Here is a 17,162-nt window from a genome sequence, read left to right on the forward strand (position 1 = left end):
TTTGTCCCAGACTCCTTTTCTTTGAATTTCTCCTTGCTTATCAGGCATCCAACATCCCAGCCTGCAGCTGGTACATTTTCTTATACGTTCCATTTTTCGCTAGAAGCTCTTCATGGCTACCAGACTCAATGATGCGCCCTTTATCTAAGACATAGATGCAATTAGCATCCTGAATCGTAGACAGTCGATGGGCAATGGCAATGGTGGTTCGGCCCTGCCGCATTTTCCGTAAGGAATGCTGAATCAGCTCCTCAGTTTCCGAATCGATATTGGCAGTGGCTTCATCCAAAATCAAGATTTTAGGCTTGGTCGCGATGGTTCTGGCAAAGGCCAAAAGCTGTCGTTGGCCACTGGAGAAGGTGGAGCCGCGCTCAGTAACCGGACTATCATATCCCTTAGGTAGCTGGCTGATAAAGTCATGGGCATCCACAAAACGAGCTGCTTCTTCGACCTCTGCTTGTGACAGACTCTCCTGATACATGCGGATATTGGAGGCAATGCTACCGTTGTAGAGGAAGGGATCCTGCAAAACAAGACCAATATTCCGTCGTAACTCTGCTTGACTGTAGTCTCTGATGTCTCTGCCATCAATAAGAATCTTACCTTTCTCAAATTCATAAAAGCGCAGGAAAAGGTTGATAATAGAAGATTTGCCCGAACCCGTTGGCCCGACAAAAGCAATGGTCTCGCCTTGTTTGACGCTAAAGGAAATGTCCTTTAGAATCTCCCTCTTTCCGTCATAGGAAAAGCTCACATGCTGAAAGTCAATATTGCCTGCCTGAATCTCAGGTCCTTCTTCTGCTTGCTCAGGCTCAAAGTCTCGACGATCCATCAGTTCAAAAACGCGCTCCGCAGCCACCATCGATGTCTGAAGAACAGAGTAATTTTGCATGACATCAATCAAGGGATTGAAAAACTGGTTAACATACTGGATAAAGGCATACATGATACCCGCAGTTACTCCAGCTACTTGCCAGCTCAAGCCAAAATAAGTCAGAATGACTGCATAAGCCAAAATTTTCAGCAAGGACATGGCCGGTCGCAGAAAGAGGCTGTTCACATTCAGATAGCGATTGCTAAAAGCCAAATGTTCCCCATTGATTACTTCAAATTCTTCTAAAAGCCGCTCTTCCTGACCAAAGGCTTGGATGATCCGCATCCCTTCAATACTCTCAGAAAGTTTAACGTTGAGGTCGCTCAGTCTGGCTCTAACTTGTTTAAGCAAGCGATTAGAGAGCCGCTGATAAAGCACAATCGAGCCAAGCATGATGGGCAAAAAGAGGACAATCAGTAGAGTCAGTCGCCAATTCAGAGCCAGCATAGTTGCGACTGTGACCACTAAAATAAACATGGAACTGAGAAAATTTGAAAAAATACTACTAAACATATCAGCCACTGACTGGGTATCATTGGTCAAGCGAGAAACGATAGCCCCTGCTGCTGTCTGGTCAAAGTAAGCCATTCGTAATTGCTGCATATTCGCAAAAGTTTCCTGCCGAAGATCACGAACAATGCTGTAGGCCACCCGTGCAAAAGCATATTGCCCCAGAAAAGTAAGGAGCACCCGCAAAAGAAAGAGACCATAGTAAATCCCCAGCAGATAGAGACCGCTTGTGGCTGCTTCTCGGCTGACAAACTGGTCAATATAAGAACGAGCCAAGAGTGGCAAGGCCGTTGTCACCAGTGTTGTCGCAAAAATAAAGACTAGAGCCAGTAGACTACTCCATTTGTAGCGCCACATATAACCTAGGAGGCGTCTAAAAGTTGATTGTTTTGTCATTTTGCAGACTCCTCCTTGAAACGTTCATATAGTTGCTGATTTTGATAGGTTTGAGCATACCAGCCCTGTGCTGCTAGAAGTTCTTGGTGAGTACCTCGCTCCTTGATGTGCCCATTCTCCAGCACTAAAATCAAATCCGCATGGACAATGGCTGACAGACGATGAGCAGTGATAATGGTCGTCTTGTCAGCTTGCTCCTGCTTGAGATTTTCTAAAATCACATGCTCGGTCTTGGCATCCACTGCTGACAAGGAATCATCCAAGATCAAAATTTCTGGATGTGTGATGAGGGCTCTGCTCATAGCCAAACGCTGCTTTTGACCACCAGAAAGCGAGACGCCCCGCTCACCAAGCAGCGTATCCAAACCATCTGGCATAGACTTAATATCCTCATAAACACCACACAGCTGGGCTGATCGGATGACTTGCTCATCTGACAGTTCTGGATTGGCAAAGCGGATATTGTCCCGAATGGACAGGGCAAAGAGTATCTGATCCTGAGGCACATAACCAATCAGACTGCGCAGATCCTTAAGGCTATACTCTCGAATATCGTGACCATTCAGATAAATTGCTCCTTCCTGAATATCCTGCTCCCGAAGCAAGAGGCGCAGCAAGGTGGTCTTCCCAGATCCAGTCGGTCCGACAATTCCCAAGGTCTGCCCCTTGTCCAAAGCAAAATGAATACCCCTCAAAGTCACTTCATTCTCATAAGCAAAGTAATCTATCTCATAGTCCAGTCGACCATTTTGAATACTGGCAAGTGGCTGCTGGGCTTCCTCGACATCTGAGTCCTCCGCCAACAAGTTCTCAATCCGTTCATAAGAAACAGCTCCCCGCTGGCTGATATTCACTAGGTAACCCATCGCTTGCAGCGGCCACACTAGCATATCCAGATAAGTCATAAAGGTAACCAGCTCACCGACTGTAAATTGAGCTCGGGAGATAAACATGCCCCCGAAAATCAAGGTCAGAACATAGGATAAGCCGACAAAAATTAGCACCATGGGATCAAAAAGGGAATTGTACTTGGCAGCTAAAATATTCTTTTGATAGACTTCTTGGTTGATTGCTGCAAAGGACTGGGTCTCCGCCTCCTGATAGCCAAAGGACTTGGTTACTTTAATCCCAGCTACGCTTTCTTGAACTTTATTGTTGATATCTGAAAAGGCCTCCTGAGCCGCTTTAAAGCTCTCGTGATTCTTCCGACCAATCAGACTGGTCCCCCAGGACAGAAAGGGCAAGGGGAGGATAGCAATCAGGGTCAGCCGCCAGTCCAAGACCAAAAACATGATGATGAGAGTTACAAAGGCCGTAATAGAAGCATCCACCGCTGACATAACACCACCACCAGCTACACTGACCACTGCATTGATATCATTGGTCGCATGGGCCATGAGGTCACCCGTTCGGTATTTTTGATAAAAACTTGGCGGCATTTGCGTAAAATGCTCAAAAAGCCGAAAACGTAAGATGCGTCCCAAATTATTTGCCGTACCAAAGATATAGAGCCGCCAGACATAACGCAAACCATACATGATAAAAGCAGACAAAATCAAAAGGAGAAGATTATAAGCAAGTTCTCCAGCAGTCAGACTCCGCCCAGCAATCCGGTCTATAACCTGTCCAATGACCCGTGGCGGAATCAGATTAAAAACACTGACCAGAGACAAGGCCAAAATACCAATCATATAACGCCGCTTCTCCAGTTTAAAAAACCAGTCCAGTTTTCTGATAAGATTCATTTCGTTTCCTCATTCCAAACAAAGGACGGACAGCCCTTAATCCGACTGTCCGTTTCTCACTATCTCTATTATACGCTATTTCAGACAAAAATGAAACTCAAGTAAGTTCTGATCACTTTTTCTTAGTTAAGGAAAAACTGGTATCCAGCAAATCAAAAAGCTGCTGATCCGACAAGGTCCCATCCAAGGGCAGGCTGAGCCAGTATTTTTTATTCATATGAAAGGCGGGATAAATTCCCTTTTGCTGAATAAGTTCCGCAACTCGGTCACTCTTGACATTTAGGACCTCGATCGCACCACTGCGCTCCTTTTCAAATTTAGACCAATTGGTCGTCAAAAAAGCTCCGTACCATTTCTTGCTATCCTGATGGCGAAAAACAGCTGCCCCATTAGTGCTTTTCCGAGAGAATTTCTCCCAGAGATACTCTAACTGCCCCTGATAAGTAGCTGCCACATAAGAGCTCAGTCGCTGACTTTGCTCATAAAGAAAGCCTACCTCCTCAAAGCAATTCTGCCGAATGTCCAGCAGAACCTCCTGACAGGCCGCCCTGACTTGACCGACAAATTCTCCTGTCATACTCTCCATCTTGACCTGCCGGTACTCATCACCCGTATCTAGGTCAATGACCTGAAAACCCAGCTTTCCATCGGAAATCAGCACATCCATCTGGAAGTCGCCAGCCATAATCTTGGTCGAATAGCTGTACTCTGCACCAGACCTGACAAAGCCATAATCCAGCAAACTTTCTTCCCTCAGCCTGTATTTGTCCAATAAATCCAGCATGAACTTTCCTTCTAAAATACCACTCTGGTCCCATGTAGTTGATCAACACCCAAAGTGTCAGCAATCTCAGCACGATTGTCTAGGTTAATCCAACCACCAGGTAAAATTTCTATCCGCCCTGCCGCATGCTCAATCAATTCATCCAGCCAAGCCAAATGCTCTAGAATGGACTCTGCCGCTGGCCCGCCGTGAGTCAAAATCCGCTTCACTCCATGTTCTACCAGCCAGTCTAACTCCCCAAACTGATACTCAGCAGGAATCGCATCAAAAGCCATATGGAAGACCACCTCCAGCCCCTGAGCCGCTTCAAGCAGCCGCTCCATCTTGGGATAGTCAATCTCATTATTTTCTGTTAAAACACCAAAAACTAGGCCATGGCTGCCCGCCTCACGCGCCTTCTGAATATCCGAAAGCATTATCTCAATTTCCAAATCTGAATAGACAAAATCTCCACCGCGAGGACGAATCATGGTCATCACAGTCGCATCATAAGGCTGAACCATTCGGACCACAGCTTCAATGACACCAAAACTAGGCGTTGTCCCACCAACTGTCAGATTGTCACACAGCTCAATCCTCCTTGCTCCAGCCTCCAAAGCTTTGTCTACAAAAGTCAGATTCTCCGCACAAAATTCGTAAAGCATGGTACTACCTCTAATTTAATATATTGATTTTCTCTATCTATTATAACACAAAAATCCTGCTGAGTTTAGCTGCTCCCAAATTTTCTGCATTCTTTTTTACACCAGTCCAGCCACTGAATCTGATAATCCGACTGAGACAAAATTCTATTCTGCAAATCAGCTATTGAAAAGATTCCTCTTTGCTCACAGGCTTGGACACAGTATCTGTAAAAATCCCAGTTGAGCTCGTCTCCATCAAAATAGACTGGAATATCCAAAAGCCCCGCACGATAGGCCTTAAAAGCTCTGCTATGTCCATCGGTAAAAAAAATCTTACCATCCAAGCGTTTTATGGGTAAGGGAGACATTTCCCCAGCTTCAAAATCAATACTAATCTTGTCCAGCTTGTTCTGTGAAAGATAAAACTGACTAGGCTGAATCTTCGTAAGAGGTAAGCTTAAATCCAAAGCGTAGGCCCATCCTTTCTCCATAGGAACTGTTTGGTAAAAACCAATCGCTTCAAACATTCGGCGTGAAGCTTGATTAAAATCAAAAATCTCTTGGACAGTCAGCTGATGATAACCTAGCAAATACCCACGCTCAACCAAGGCAGAAATGACTTTTCTTCCAATCCCCCGCCCCCGATAAGCCGCATTGCCTATCAGAATAGGCAAATCTTCCTGCCAAAAAGTCACATCACCAATTGGCAACCAACGCTCCTGTTCCCATACCTCGATAAAATACACTTCGCCCCGTTCCGCCAAATACTCATACATCTTTTGAATCCGTTCCAGTGAGTATGGATTTCTATTTCCATCAATCAAATAAATCACCTCTGGATCCTGATACCAATCAAAAGCTAACTCAAACTGACCATCATAAGCCCGCAAACGCAGGCCATTATCAACCATTATCGACTCTTCTTGTCTGACATTTGGAATAGGCATCTTTTCTCCTTTACAACTGAAAAACGATAGTATAAAAACTCCACTTGAGCTAGTGCAAACTGGCATCAAATGAAGTTTTTGAAAATGAGATTAAAGCAACCCCACACTGAACTGGATTTTCACATGATTATCCTGAAGACTGACCTTATCAATACTGAACTGCGACTGAGGCAAAGAGAAGATGAAATGATCCCCTTTGATTGCAATAGAGTTATTATTGGCTGCTAGATGCTGTTTGAGAATAGCAGTCACCAGAGATTTAGGGATGGGAAACTTCCCCAACTTAGCACTAGTAATATCAAAATGCAGAGCATTATTTATAAAAACCACATCCAAGTCCAAATCCACCTTACTATCCACAAAGGCCAATTTAAGAGGATACTGGACTCTGAGTTTGTCTCCATTGATACTGTAAACAGCCTCCAGCAACTCCTTATTCTGATCGTCTGACAAGAAAGTTTTTAAGAGCTGATTAACCTGGGCAGTGTTGAGAGATACTTCTGTACTGATTCCCTGAGCTGTAACATTGGCATTGCTCAAAGCCGGCTCAATGATACTGGTCCAAGAAGCGCTTCCTTCAATATTTTTTAATTGTTCCTTTGAGTTGACTGATGATGGCACTAAAAAATGACCGCTGCCAGAAAGAGCAATATAGCAAGCCCAAACAGTTTTCTAATTAGTTTAAACATAGTATTTTCCTTTACATTTCAACATCCATTCTATCAACAGACATCAGTATTTACCTTATTTTACACTATTTTCCGATGTTTTTCTGTAACAAAACCATTAAGAAAATGACAGTAGGATAAAAATATAAGCAATCTGAAAAATCAGCCGTTTTTCAAATAGCAAAAAAGAGAAGACCGAGATGTCTTCTCTTTTTCCAGAATCATTTCTATAAAATTCTATTTATTTTTTTCGACGTGGTCAGCCAGTTCTTCCTGCGCTTTCTTATTTGAAGCAGCCATTTCTTCTTCCCATTTTTTCTTAGCAGCTTCATATTCCTTCGCTGTCACAACGTCAGACTGCAGTTTAGTCAACTTGAAGTTGAATCCTGAAGCACCCTTAGCCCCTACAAGAGAGTAAGCCTTACTAAACGGTACTGACTTCGTCACACGCGGAGTTGCGCCTTGAGAAATTGTCGGCATAATCAAACCGCTGTCAATCAGCCAAGCCTCTGCTTCTGCATATTTTTCATAACGAGCTTGTACATTTTTAGTTTCTGCATTTGCTTCTTCAAGCATGCTTGTATATGTATCTAAACCAAGTGCTTTAACTTTTTCATTATTCACGTCTTGTCCAGGTTCAAAACCAAAGTTTTGCAGACTTCCTCCGTTTTTAATATTCAGAGTATCCAAATAAGTAGATGGATCTTGATAATCCGCAGTCCAACCACCACCAGAAAGGTCATAATCTTTTTGAGCAGCAGTATTTGCAAAGTAAGTAATATTATTAATATCATCAGTACTCATCTTCTGCAGATCAATGACAACATTTTCTGCACCAAGGTTTGATTCGATGGACTGTTTCATTGAACTTGCCCATTGAACTGAAATTGAGCTTGACTGATCAACCGGCATGTCCAAATGAATTGGGAACTCCACTCCTTTAGCTTGGAGAGCAGCTTTTGCTTCTGCAAATTTTGCTTTTGCTTTTTCGGGATTATAGTAAGCATCCTGCGCGTCTGAGAAATCCATATTTTCCCATTGAGTACCGTATTTTACTACTTTTTCTGAGACTACTTCGCCAAATGTTTTATCCCCAATTTGAACAAAAGTAGGCGGAACCAGCAAGTTTCTCAACAGTTTAGTTGCACCAGCTTCACCATTTCCTTGAGCTCCGTATGAGGTACGGTCAAACGCAAAGTTCACCGCTTGACGGAACTCTTTATTCATAATCGCTTCATTAGTAGCAGACTTTTGAGCGTCAGTTGTTTTGGAAGTGTGATTATATGATTGACGGTTGTAGTTAAAGTTAGCATAATAAGAAGTTGAGTCTTGTTCGCTGTAAATAATGTTATCAGCGTATTTCTTCTGAGCAGCAGCAAAACCAGAGCTATTTGGATACAGACGAGCGGCACTATAAACGCCATCATTAAAGTTACGAATGAGTGCTTCCTGGTCCGTTCCATCATAGTAAGTTAGTTTAATATTTTCAATGCTAACTTTATCCTTGTCATAGTAGTTTGGATTTTTAACAAATTCCATCACAGACTTTGAAGTCAAAGCTTTCAAAAGGTAGGGACCATTGTAAAGGATACTTGATGGTTTCACAGAACCAAAATTGCTTCCTTCCGATTTAACAAATTCTTCATTTACTGGGAAAAGAATGGTACTAGTCGTCTTAGAATTCCAGTAAGGTTCTTGCCGAGTCAGTGTGTACTGAACAGTGTAGTCATCCAGAGCTTTGACACCAACATTTGCAAAATCTTTATCTTCTCCTCTTACGTAGGCATCCAAGCCTTTGACAGAATCTTGCACTAAGTAAAGAGCTTCTGAATTCTCATCAGCAGCATATTTCAGACCAGCTACAAAGTCTTTTGCTTTCACATCCGCATATTCTTCACCTTCAGAAGTATACCATTTCGCATCTTTTCGTAGCTTATAAGTATAGGTAAGACCGTCTTCAGAAACTGTCCATGACTCTGCCAGAGATGGAATCAAATTCCCGTATTCATCATTTTCTAACAAACCATCGACCAAATTAGTGATCACGTCAGAAGTCGTTGCACGGTTTGCAGTAAGGTAGTTCAAGCTATCAGGATCTGATCCATAAACATAGGTATAAGTTGAAGTACTGGATGTTGAATTCCCACAACCAGACAGTAACAGGCCAGCACTAAGTACGACACCAGTTGTAATAAGCCATTTAGATGCTTTCATTAATAAACCTCCTTTTAATGTTATATTTTATAACATGGATAATTATATCAAAAAAAATATAAAAAGTAAATAGATAGAGGAGGAAAAACAACAAATATGTATGAATTTTCTAAAAATATTAGCCAAAATATAGAAACTTTGACAAACATTTTTTAAAAGAATATAATAAAATAAAGGTAATTAAGTGAGGAAAGATGATGGCCGATTCTAATTATATCACTCGTCTCAAACGTTCTGAAGGACAATTGAGAGGGATTCAAAAGATGATTGAGGAAAATCGAGATTGTTCAGATGTCCTTACGCAGTTACTAGCTGTTCGCTCTAGTGTTGACCGCGTTATTGAGATGGTTATTACAGAACATTTGACAGAGTGTTTGGAAAATCCTTTGGAAAACCCTCTGGATCAAAAGGAGCGTATTGAAAAAGCTATTCGTTTCCTCATCAGCCGAAAATAAGAAGGCAGTATCAAGCGCTCCTCTTGCTTTACTAATAGACAACCAAAATTGTAAATAAAATTATTTTTTTCACATGTACACACTCCCCTTGCCTCATATTTTATAGAAAGAGATTCAAATGGACCCATACTTAGCAGTCAAAGAAAAATTAAAAGAATTGGATATTTCTTTTGAATTAGTTAAACACGAGCCTGTCCTGACGACAGAGCAAGCCGACTCCTTCATAGAGGGCATCGACGGAGTCCGCACCAAAACCATGTTTCTCACCAATAAGAAAAAAACAGCTTATTACTTGCTGATCATGGATGATAAAAAAATGCTGGACATGGATTTATTCAAAGATTTAGTTGGAGCTAATCGTATTAGAATGGCCTCCTCAGACAGTCTTTTCGAAAAAATGAAGTTACCTCCTGGCACCGTCTCTCCTTTTGGCCTTTTAAATAACGAAAGCAAAGATATCGAAGTCTTTTTTGACAAAGAAATCATGGATGAAAAACGCATGTGTTTCCATCCTAATACAAATGAGAAAACACTTTTCTTAGACACTAAGGATATCCTACGCTTCCTAGAAGATATTGGTTACACGCCTCATATCATCGAATTATAAATCTATAACAAAAACGATTCAACTGCAAAATTGAATCGTTTTTTTATGTATCATTTAATCTCTCCTGACCAAGCGTTCATGCCACCCGAAACGTTGGTCACATCAAATCCTTGCATGGCAAGAAACTGGCAAGCTGCTGCTGAGCGTGCCCCTGCTTGACAAATAATATAATATTTATACTGTGGTTCAAGCTTTTTATAGCTCGTTTCCAACTCGCTTAGAGGGAGATTGGCAGCGGTCGGGATATGACCCGCTTGAAATTCATGTCTTTCACGCACATCTACGATTGCCAGTTGTTCAGATTGATACTGCTGCTCTAAGTCAGCTGCTGAGATGGTTTTCATTTTTCTACTCCTTCTGGTTTTACCATTTTGTATAAAGCATAGGCTCCGTCTAGATTTTTCACTGAAAATCCTGCTTGTTTTAAGATTCGCTCGGCAATATAGCTGCGCAGACCGCTGTGACAGCTCACGATATATTCTGCTTCCTTATCCAGCTCAGTCAAGCGTTCTCTGAGTCCATTTAGCGGAATATGAACTGTCTTGTCCACCTTCAAGCGCCCTTGCTCAAATTCATTGAGTGTTCGGACATCTAAAAAGACTTTCCCGCTTGCCAGCTCATCTTCCAGCTGGTACCATTGGATATTTTCGCTCAAACCTTCTGCCAGATTCAAGGCTGCATATCCCAGCATATTAACCGGATCCTTGGCTGAGCCAAACGGTGGTGCATAGGTAAACTCCAGCTCTGGCAAATCAAAAATCGTCAAATTCCCCTTAATAGCAGTCGCCAGAATATCAATCCGCTTATCAACGCCTTTTTTCCCGACACCTTGAGCACCATAGATTTTTCCAGTTTTTGGTTCAAAGAGCAATTTCAAGGTCAAGTCAGTTGCACCTGGGTAGTATCCTGCATGATCCTTCCCGCTGACATGAATCGCTTGATAAGGCAAATGATTTTGCTGAAGGAAACGCTCGTTCAGGCCTGTTGAAGCGGCTGTCATCTCAAAGACACGCACAATAGCCGTGCCAATGCTTCCCTTATTCTTCCGCTCCAAGCCAGCAAGCACATCTGCTACCTGACGCCCTTGTCGATTAGCAGGCGAAGCTAGAGCAATCAAAGCATCATCACCAGTAATTTCCTGCTTGACAAGAATGGCATCGCCGACTGCAAAAATATCTTTCTGACTCGTCTCATAATGTTCATCAACTAAGATTCCCCCACGAAGACCTGTCTCAATCCCTGCTGCCTTGGCCAAGCTATTTTCAGGCTGGACCCCGACAGAGAGAATGGTCACATCTGAAGCCAATTTTTGTCCATCTTCCAAGACAATCACTTTGCCATTTTCTTCGAAGCGAGTAGCTGACTGGGAAGTGATGACTTGCACTCCCTTGTCTGCTAATTCCGCTTGAACAAAAGCTGCCATTTCCTCATCAAGTGGTGGCAAGACATGCGGTGCCTTTTCTACGATTGTCACATTCAAGCCACGCTTGCGCAGATTTTCAGCCGTTTCCAGACCGATAAATCCAGCACCGATGACCACAGCCTCTTGAGGCTCTTCATCCAAGGCTAACATGATCTGATCCAAATCTGGAACATTGCGCAAAGTGAATACATTAGTTGCTTCTGAAAGTCCTTCAATCTCAGGAATAAAAGGCTTCGCTCCCGGTGAAAGAATCAGCTTGTCATACTTCTCTGTGAACTCTGAACCGTCATGAACCACCGTCACCGTGTGCTCTTCAGGAGAAATTTTCACCACCTCATGAAAAGGTCGCACATCCAAGTTAAAGCGCGCCTTGAGACTTTCAGGTGTTTGAACCAAAAGAGAATCTCGCTCAGCAATTTCACCAGAAATATAATAAGGCAGGCCGCAGTTCGCAAAAGATACAAAAGGACCTTTTTCAAAAATTACAATTTCAGCATCTTCCATCAGCCGTCTTAAACGTGTTGCCGCAGACATACCACCTGCAACTCCACCAATGATAATAATTTTCATTGTTTAACCCCTTCTACTTAAATGGTTTTACCTGTCCAAGCGCTCATACCACCGCGGACATTGACAACATCATAGCCCTTTTTCTTCAGATTTTTCGCTGCCATCTTGCTCCGCATACCTGAATGGCAGATGACGTAAATCGTCTCCTTTTTAGCTGGAGCAAATTGACCAATTTGGCTCAAAGGAACATTCTGGGCCTCTTTGATATGCCCTCTACGAAATTCGGATGGCGTTCGTACATCAATTAGTTGGATATTGGACTTCAATCGCTTCTCCAACTCATCCGTTGAAATACTATCTATTTTGGTAAAAAAATGAAACATATTTTTTCTCCTTTATACCCCTATAGGGTATATTAAAACACTAAGAAGAGAAAATGTCAAGGAAACGATTTCAAAACTAAATAAATCAGCAGATATGCCGATTTATTTTTTAAAATTTAAAATTGGGATTTTTCTTTTGTCCGCTTCTTTTTCGGTTCTTGTCTTTGTTACCCAGTCTTCAATGAAATTTAAACATTCATAAGCACTACTTTTTTTGAAAACTTTAAGCCATGCATCGTCTTTACAAATCGTACTATAGTCGATAAAGAAATAAATCAAGTCTAGCTTATACTTTTCCATAAGTTCCATTGCTTCACTTGTTAGTTTTAGATTTTTAATTTTAAAGCGCAGTTGAAAATACTCTGAATCCGTTAAATTATCATGATATATGGGAAATGTAAAAATTTTCTCCATGTCTTTAATTTTGGGAAATTTTACAGGCAAAGGCAGATTTTTATCTTGCACTGAAAAATAATGCATTTCAACAAAAAACGTAAAATATGATAAAAAAACAGAACCGAAATCCAAGAAACTAATGTCTCCCTCACCTTTAGGAGATAGTATCACTCTGTATGAAATCGTATCTAATTCAACAAAGTCTCTTCCTTCATTTCTACGTTTTAATTCTTCTAAAACAGGTAGAAAGATATTGTATTTTAACTTTTTCTTATTAAATTCTTTATCCAACTCATGATAATATTCTGAAGTAGTGTCAATCAAACGACTATTCATATCTTCAGCAAGAAAATTATCTTTAAAAAATTGTTCTTGAACTTCATTATCCAAATCATATAAATAGTTGGCGGCGTAAAATTCTTGGAAAATATTATGAACAAAATAGTAAGATTGTCCCTCTTTATGTATGATACATAGACAAGTTATCAAATCAGCAAGCAAATCTTCTGCCCTTGTCAAAGATAAGCCTTCGTTATTTAATACCCTATCTAGCAAAGAAAGAATCTCACTTTCTGTAAACTCTGATTTCTTTCCATTATTTTCAAAATAAGTGAGAAAACAGAGATGAGAAATCACCCGCATCATCGTAGACTCAGGTAAGTTGGTTTTAAACTCTCTAGTTAGAGCAACTAATTTTGAATGATCATGTTCTTTATAGAGCAGTCGGTAAGAATCTTTGATAAATGTAGCTTTTTCAGTCGGAAAACTTGCATTTCTTTCAAACATTTGTAGCATCAAAAAAAGCAATATTGGATTTTCTGCAAATGATAGATATTCATCATATAACTCTACTTCCAAACTATTGATAAATCGTTCAAACACCTCATTTTTTTGCTGTGCTATAGGCAATTTACTGATACGCCTTATTAATGCTATCGCTTCGTCTTTACTTAAGCCATTCGTTTGGTAGGGATGAAATAAAGAGGCATTATTTATATGATTAAAAGGTAATTTTCGGCTAGTCACAAGGATTGGATTATTAGAATATTTGGTAGCTAATTCTTCTATCTCCGTCGCGGCTTGTTCCATATTATTTGAAGCTATTTCATCAAAAGCATCCAAAAGAAAATAAAACGCCCTTTTTTTGCCATATATTCAAAATACTTAAACTCTAAATCAAACCCTAATACTTTAGCTTCTTCATATATAAAATTTAAAAATTCCCTTCTTTTCTTCGAATCAAAATTATATTTCCTCAATTCAATATAAATGGGAATTCTTTGATTATTATTACTCGTAGCTTTTTCAATCTCCTTAAGGAAAAAGTACTTCAGCATGGTTGATTTACCAATGCCACCATATCCATAAATCCAAGCATTATTAGATTTTTCTAAAATGTTATCTAAATCAGCAGTATAACATCTCACATGACTTATTTCTGATTTTAAATAAGTGGGCTGGAAAATAGAAAGCAAATCGATATTATTTGTACCACTTAACACAAACGGAATATTCTTCACTCTCTTAAATGAACCCTCAAAATAGGAGGTAAAACTTTTATTAAATCCAGTTTCAAATTTTTCCCAATTATCTACACCAAAGTCTACTAATTCATCTTTTAATTGAATCAACGTATTATTTAACAAAGCTGAAATAGCTAAACCTAGAAATTCCATATTGCCCTCCTTAGAATATCCTTATAACAACTCCATTATACAAAAAAAACATTGCAGGTAGCAACTGTTTCTTTTAAAATTATTTTACAAAAGGAAACGATTTCAAAAATTTTCCAAAAATAAAAATCCCAATCTTGAGATAGGGACTTTTATCAATAATGAATTATTTCGCAATTGGGTAAACTGATACTTGTTTCTTATCGCGACCTTTACGTTCAAAGCGTACTACGCCTTCAACTTTCGCGAACAATGTATCGTCTCCACCGCGGCCAACGTTAACACCTGGGTAGATGTGAGTACCGCGTTGACGGTAAAGGATAGATCCTCCAGTTACAGTTTGTCCGTCAGCTGCTTTAGCTCCAAGACGTTTTGCTTGTGAATCACGTCCGTTTGACGTTGAACCTCCACCTTTTTTGTGGGCGAAAAGTTGCAAGTTTGCAAGATTCATTTTTAACATAGTGTTTTTCCTCCGTGTTAGTTTTCTGTGATAACTCTAGTTTGGACGAACTCAGATGAGTCCTCCGATAAGTTTGCCATTCCCAAGAAGAATGATTCAAAGAAAAGTTGAGTCATTTCTCTCTGGTGCGGCGGAATATCCGTTGGTATTTTTACTCTTAAAAATCCGCCTTCTTCTTCGTTTAATTCTAAGATTGGTTCGTAGCCTGCAAATTTTTCAATCGAATTGATAAAATTTATGGCAAGCGTAGAAACCGATGCACACACGACATCAAAGCCGTATTCGCCACTTTCGGCGTGTCCAGTAATTTCCGCACTCCTCAGCTCGCCATCTTCGGCTCTCTCAAAGACTGCTTGTATCATGTGTTCTCCTTAAAATTAAGCGTTGATTGCATTGATGACAACTTTAGTGTATGGTTGACGGTGACCTTGTTTGCGGTGGCTACCTTTTTTAGGTTTGTACTTGTAAGTAACAACTTTCTTTTGTTTTCCTTGTTTTTCAACAGTTCCAACTACAGTAGCTCCAGCAACAAGTGGAGTTCCGACAACAGTTTTATCACCACCAACAAGAACAACTTCGTTAAAAGTCACTTCTTGACCAGCTTCAACATCCAATTTTTCAACGTAGATGGCTTGACCAACTTCAACTTTAACTTGTTTTCCGCCAGTTTTAACGATTGCGTATGTGCTCATTATGCACCTCCTATGATTTTTTGGGGTTTCCCCGTATTTTTGTGAAGACTCGCCTAGCATCGTGGGACGAACCACTTAATACTCACTAAATATGAGCTACGATGTTCGAGCGGTTGCACAGGCTGTGCATAGTCAACATTCTTAGTATAGCACTTATTACCTACTTTGACAAGTAATATATTTGAATAAAAACAACTTTTTCAAATTATTTTCTTACAAACTAAAAAGCCAGGATTACCTGACTTCTTAATCTAAAATTACAATTCGATGTCACCAAAAAGGTCAGCCATTGAGAAACCAGTTTGAGTTTCTGGAAGCTCAAAGTCACGTTTTTCTTGACGACGTGGACGACGTGGACGAGATTGACGTTTTTCTTCTTTTTGGCCTTCTTCTTGAGCTGGACGTTCTTCAAGAGCCTTGATAGAAAGTGATACACGCTCAGCGGCAGCATTTACTTCAAGGACTTTAACAGTCACTTCTTGACCAACTTTAAGCGCATCTTTTGGATTTTCAACACGTTTGTGTGAAATTTGTGAGATATGAACAAGTCCATCAATTCCTGGCAATACTTCAACGAAAGCACCGAAATCAGTCAAACGTTTTACTGTTCCTTCAATCACATCACCAGCAGCAAGTTTTTGCTCAACGCCATCCCAAGGTCCAGGAGTTGTTGCTTTAAGTGAAAGTGACACACGGCCTTCCTCTTCGTTCAAGTCAAGAACCTTCACTTCGATTTCTTCACCAACTGAAACAACAGATTTTGGTGAAACATTACGTTCGTGAGAAAGTTCAGTCAAGTGAACCAATCCATCAACACCACCAAGATCAATGAAAGCACCAAAGCTTGTGATACGAGCAACTTTACCAGTCACAACATCACCAACATTGAGCTTGCCAAATACTTCCGCACGAGCTGCAGCTGCAGCTGCTTCTACAACTTCACGACGTGAAAGGATGAAGCGGTTTTCTTTTGGATCTACTTCTTTGATCTTAGCATCAAATTCTTGACCTACAAAACGCTCAGTGTTGCGAACGAAACGAGTATCGAGCATTGAAGCTGGAATAAATCCACGAAGTCCTTCAAACTCAACAGAAAGTCCACCTTTAACAGCACGAGTGCCCTTAACAGTAACAACTTCTTCTTCACGACCAACCAATTTGTCCCATGCTTTGCGAGCTTCTAAACGTTTTTTAGATACTAGGTAAGTTACAGTATCAGTGTCTTTACCTACTACTTGACGAAGAACAAGCAATTCAAGTGTTTCACCTGGTTTTACAAGGTCATTAATGTCTGCATCACGGTCGTTTGTCAACTCACGAAGAGTCAAAACACCCTCAACACCAGTTCCAGCGATTGCAACATTAGCTTGGTTAGCGTCAACAGTCAATACTTCAGCAGTAACGACGTCACCTGGCTCAACTTGGCTAACACTGTTTAGCAAATCTTCAAATTCATTCATCTAAAAAAATCCTCCAACAATCAAGTATACTACTTGACATACTTATAATTATTTTCCTAAGCACCCGCAAACGACATTTGATTTATCTTTAACGCTTTCCACCCTATAAAGAAATAAAATATCCAACGATATTTTATCATTTATCTGATCTATTACCTAAGAACTGGGGTAGCTGGATTCGAACCAACGCATGAGGGAGTCAAAGTCCCTTGCCTTACCGCTTGGCTATACCCCAAGATGAGCGCTGACAAAAGTCACTTTATCATCGTCACAAGGAACGCGAGTGGAGAGAGAGGGATTCGAACCCCCGAACCCGAAGGAGCGGATTTACAGTCCGCCGCG

General features: G+C 40.7%; 18 protein-coding genes, 1 tRNA gene and 1 other annotated feature. Of the genes, 2 read left to right on the plus strand and 17 right to left on the minus strand.

The window, feature by feature from the left end; all coding sequences use genetic code 11:
• Nucleotides 1-40: 40 nt before the first annotated feature.
• From STRDD04_RS00515 to STRDD04_RS00545, 7 genes are all read right to left on the minus strand, one after another.
• Entirely contained in the window at nt 41-1,780 is a 1,740-nt protein-coding gene (locus STRDD04_RS00515; RefSeq protein ID WP_062198433.1) for an ABC transporter ATP-binding protein, read from the minus strand.
• The gene (locus tag STRDD04_RS00520; protein WP_062198435.1) at nt 1,777-3,525 is read right to left on the minus strand and encodes an ABC transporter ATP-binding protein; all 1,749 of its coding nucleotides are present in this window, start codon (nt 3,523-3,525) and stop codon (nt 1,777-1,779) included. The genes STRDD04_RS00515 and STRDD04_RS00520 overlap by 4 nt, the downstream gene beginning before the upstream one ends.
• A 112-nt stretch (nt 3,526-3,637) precedes the next feature.
• Complete coding sequence (locus tag STRDD04_RS00525; RefSeq protein ID WP_062198437.1) at nt 3,638-4,309, minus strand: MmcQ/YjbR family DNA-binding protein; 672 nt, start codon at nt 4,307-4,309, stop codon at nt 3,638-3,640.
• 11 nt (nt 4,310-4,320) lie between these two features.
• Nucleotides 4,321-4,953: a copper homeostasis protein CutC gene (locus STRDD04_RS00530; RefSeq protein WP_062198438.1), complete on the minus strand. Its 633-nt coding sequence runs from the start codon at nt 4,951-4,953 to the stop codon at nt 4,321-4,323.
• 65 nt (nt 4,954-5,018) lie between these two features.
• Nucleotides 5,019-5,879, minus strand: coding sequence for a GNAT family N-acetyltransferase (locus STRDD04_RS00535; protein ID WP_062198440.1), 861 nt, complete (start codon nt 5,877-5,879; stop codon nt 5,019-5,021).
• Nucleotides 5,880-5,969: 90 nt separating this feature from the next.
• Nucleotides 5,970-6,500, minus strand: a complete 531-nt coding sequence (locus STRDD04_RS00540; RefSeq protein ID WP_231853853.1) for a hypothetical protein — start codon at nt 6,498-6,500, stop codon at nt 5,970-5,972.
• Nucleotides 6,501-6,784: 284 nt separating this feature from the next.
• A complete protein-coding gene (locus STRDD04_RS00545) occupies nt 6,785-8,761 on the minus strand; it encodes a peptide ABC transporter substrate-binding protein (protein WP_062198442.1) in 1,977 nt (658 codons plus the stop codon).
• A 197-nt stretch (nt 8,762-8,958) separates the two neighbouring features.
• Between STRDD04_RS00545 and STRDD04_RS00550 the strand changes: the two genes are divergently transcribed.
• Together STRDD04_RS00550 and STRDD04_RS00555 are read left to right on the plus strand one after the other, a co-directional pair.
• Nucleotides 8,959-9,216 (plus strand): metal-sensitive transcriptional regulator, encoded by a 258-nt coding sequence (locus tag STRDD04_RS00550; protein ID WP_037616256.1) that lies wholly within the window; start codon nt 8,959-8,961, stop codon nt 9,214-9,216.
• A gap of 118 nt (nt 9,217-9,334) precedes the next feature.
• Nucleotides 9,335-9,823, plus strand: coding sequence for a prolyl-tRNA synthetase associated domain-containing protein (locus STRDD04_RS00555; RefSeq protein WP_062198444.1), 489 nt, complete (start codon nt 9,335-9,337; stop codon nt 9,821-9,823).
• A gap of 50 nt (nt 9,824-9,873) precedes the next feature.
• Here STRDD04_RS00555 and STRDD04_RS00560 read toward each other — a convergent pair whose 3' ends face one another.
• The 10 genes from STRDD04_RS00560 to STRDD04_RS00605 all read right to left on the minus strand — a co-directional run bounded on the left by STRDD04_RS00560 (nt 9,874) and on the right by STRDD04_RS00605 (nt 17,055).
• Complete coding sequence (locus STRDD04_RS00560) at nt 9,874-10,167, minus strand: rhodanese-like domain-containing protein (protein ID WP_062198446.1); 294 nt, start codon at nt 10,165-10,167, stop codon at nt 9,874-9,876.
• Nucleotides 10,164-11,816, minus strand: coding sequence for an FAD-dependent oxidoreductase (locus STRDD04_RS00565; RefSeq protein WP_062198448.1), 1,653 nt, complete (start codon nt 11,814-11,816; stop codon nt 10,164-10,166). Before STRDD04_RS00565 ends, STRDD04_RS00560 begins: the two co-directional genes overlap by 4 nt.
• 17 nt (nt 11,817-11,833) lie before the next feature.
• The gene (locus STRDD04_RS00570) at nt 11,834-12,139 is read right to left on the minus strand and encodes a rhodanese-like domain-containing protein (protein ID WP_062198450.1); all 306 of its coding nucleotides are present in this window, start codon (nt 12,137-12,139) and stop codon (nt 11,834-11,836) included.
• Between the two features lie 102 nt (nt 12,140-12,241).
• Nucleotides 12,242-13,657: an NACHT domain-containing protein gene (locus STRDD04_RS00575; RefSeq protein WP_062198452.1), complete on the minus strand. Its 1,416-nt coding sequence runs from the start codon at nt 13,655-13,657 to the stop codon at nt 12,242-12,244.
• The gene (locus STRDD04_RS00580) at nt 13,636-14,211 is read right to left on the minus strand and encodes a hypothetical protein (protein WP_062198454.1); all 576 of its coding nucleotides are present in this window, start codon (nt 14,209-14,211) and stop codon (nt 13,636-13,638) included. The genes STRDD04_RS00575 and STRDD04_RS00580 overlap by 22 nt, the downstream gene beginning before the upstream one ends.
• A gap of 163 nt (nt 14,212-14,374) precedes the next feature.
• On the minus strand, nt 14,375-14,668 hold the full coding sequence (gene rpmA, locus STRDD04_RS00585) for a 50S ribosomal protein L27 (protein WP_003032879.1): 294 nt from the start codon (nt 14,666-14,668) through the stop codon (nt 14,375-14,377).
• Between the two features lie 17 nt (nt 14,669-14,685).
• Nucleotides 14,686-15,030, minus strand: coding sequence for a ribosomal-processing cysteine protease Prp (locus STRDD04_RS00590; protein ID WP_062198456.1), 345 nt, complete (start codon nt 15,028-15,030; stop codon nt 14,686-14,688).
• Nucleotides 15,031-15,045: 15 nt separating this feature from the next.
• Nucleotides 15,046-15,360: a 50S ribosomal protein L21 gene (gene rplU / locus STRDD04_RS00595; RefSeq protein WP_015605032.1), complete on the minus strand. Its 315-nt coding sequence runs from the start codon at nt 15,358-15,360 to the stop codon at nt 15,046-15,048.
• 35 nt (nt 15,361-15,395) lie between these two features.
• Nucleotides 15,396-15,485: a sequence feature (ribosomal protein L21 leader region), on the minus strand.
• Between the two features lie 132 nt (nt 15,486-15,617).
• The gene (gene rpsA, locus STRDD04_RS00600; RefSeq protein WP_037616267.1) at nt 15,618-16,820 is read right to left on the minus strand and encodes a 30S ribosomal protein S1; all 1,203 of its coding nucleotides are present in this window, start codon (nt 16,818-16,820) and stop codon (nt 15,618-15,620) included.
• 163 nt (nt 16,821-16,983) lie between these two features.
• Nucleotides 16,984-17,055: transfer RNA gene (locus STRDD04_RS00605), tRNA-Gln, on the minus strand.
• Between the last annotated feature and the right edge of the window lie 107 nt (nt 17,056-17,162).

It is taken from the genome of Streptococcus sp. DD04 (assembly GCF_001578725.1).
In the GTDB taxonomy this organism is placed as follows: domain Bacteria; phylum Bacillota; class Bacilli; order Lactobacillales; family Streptococcaceae; genus Streptococcus; species Streptococcus sinensis.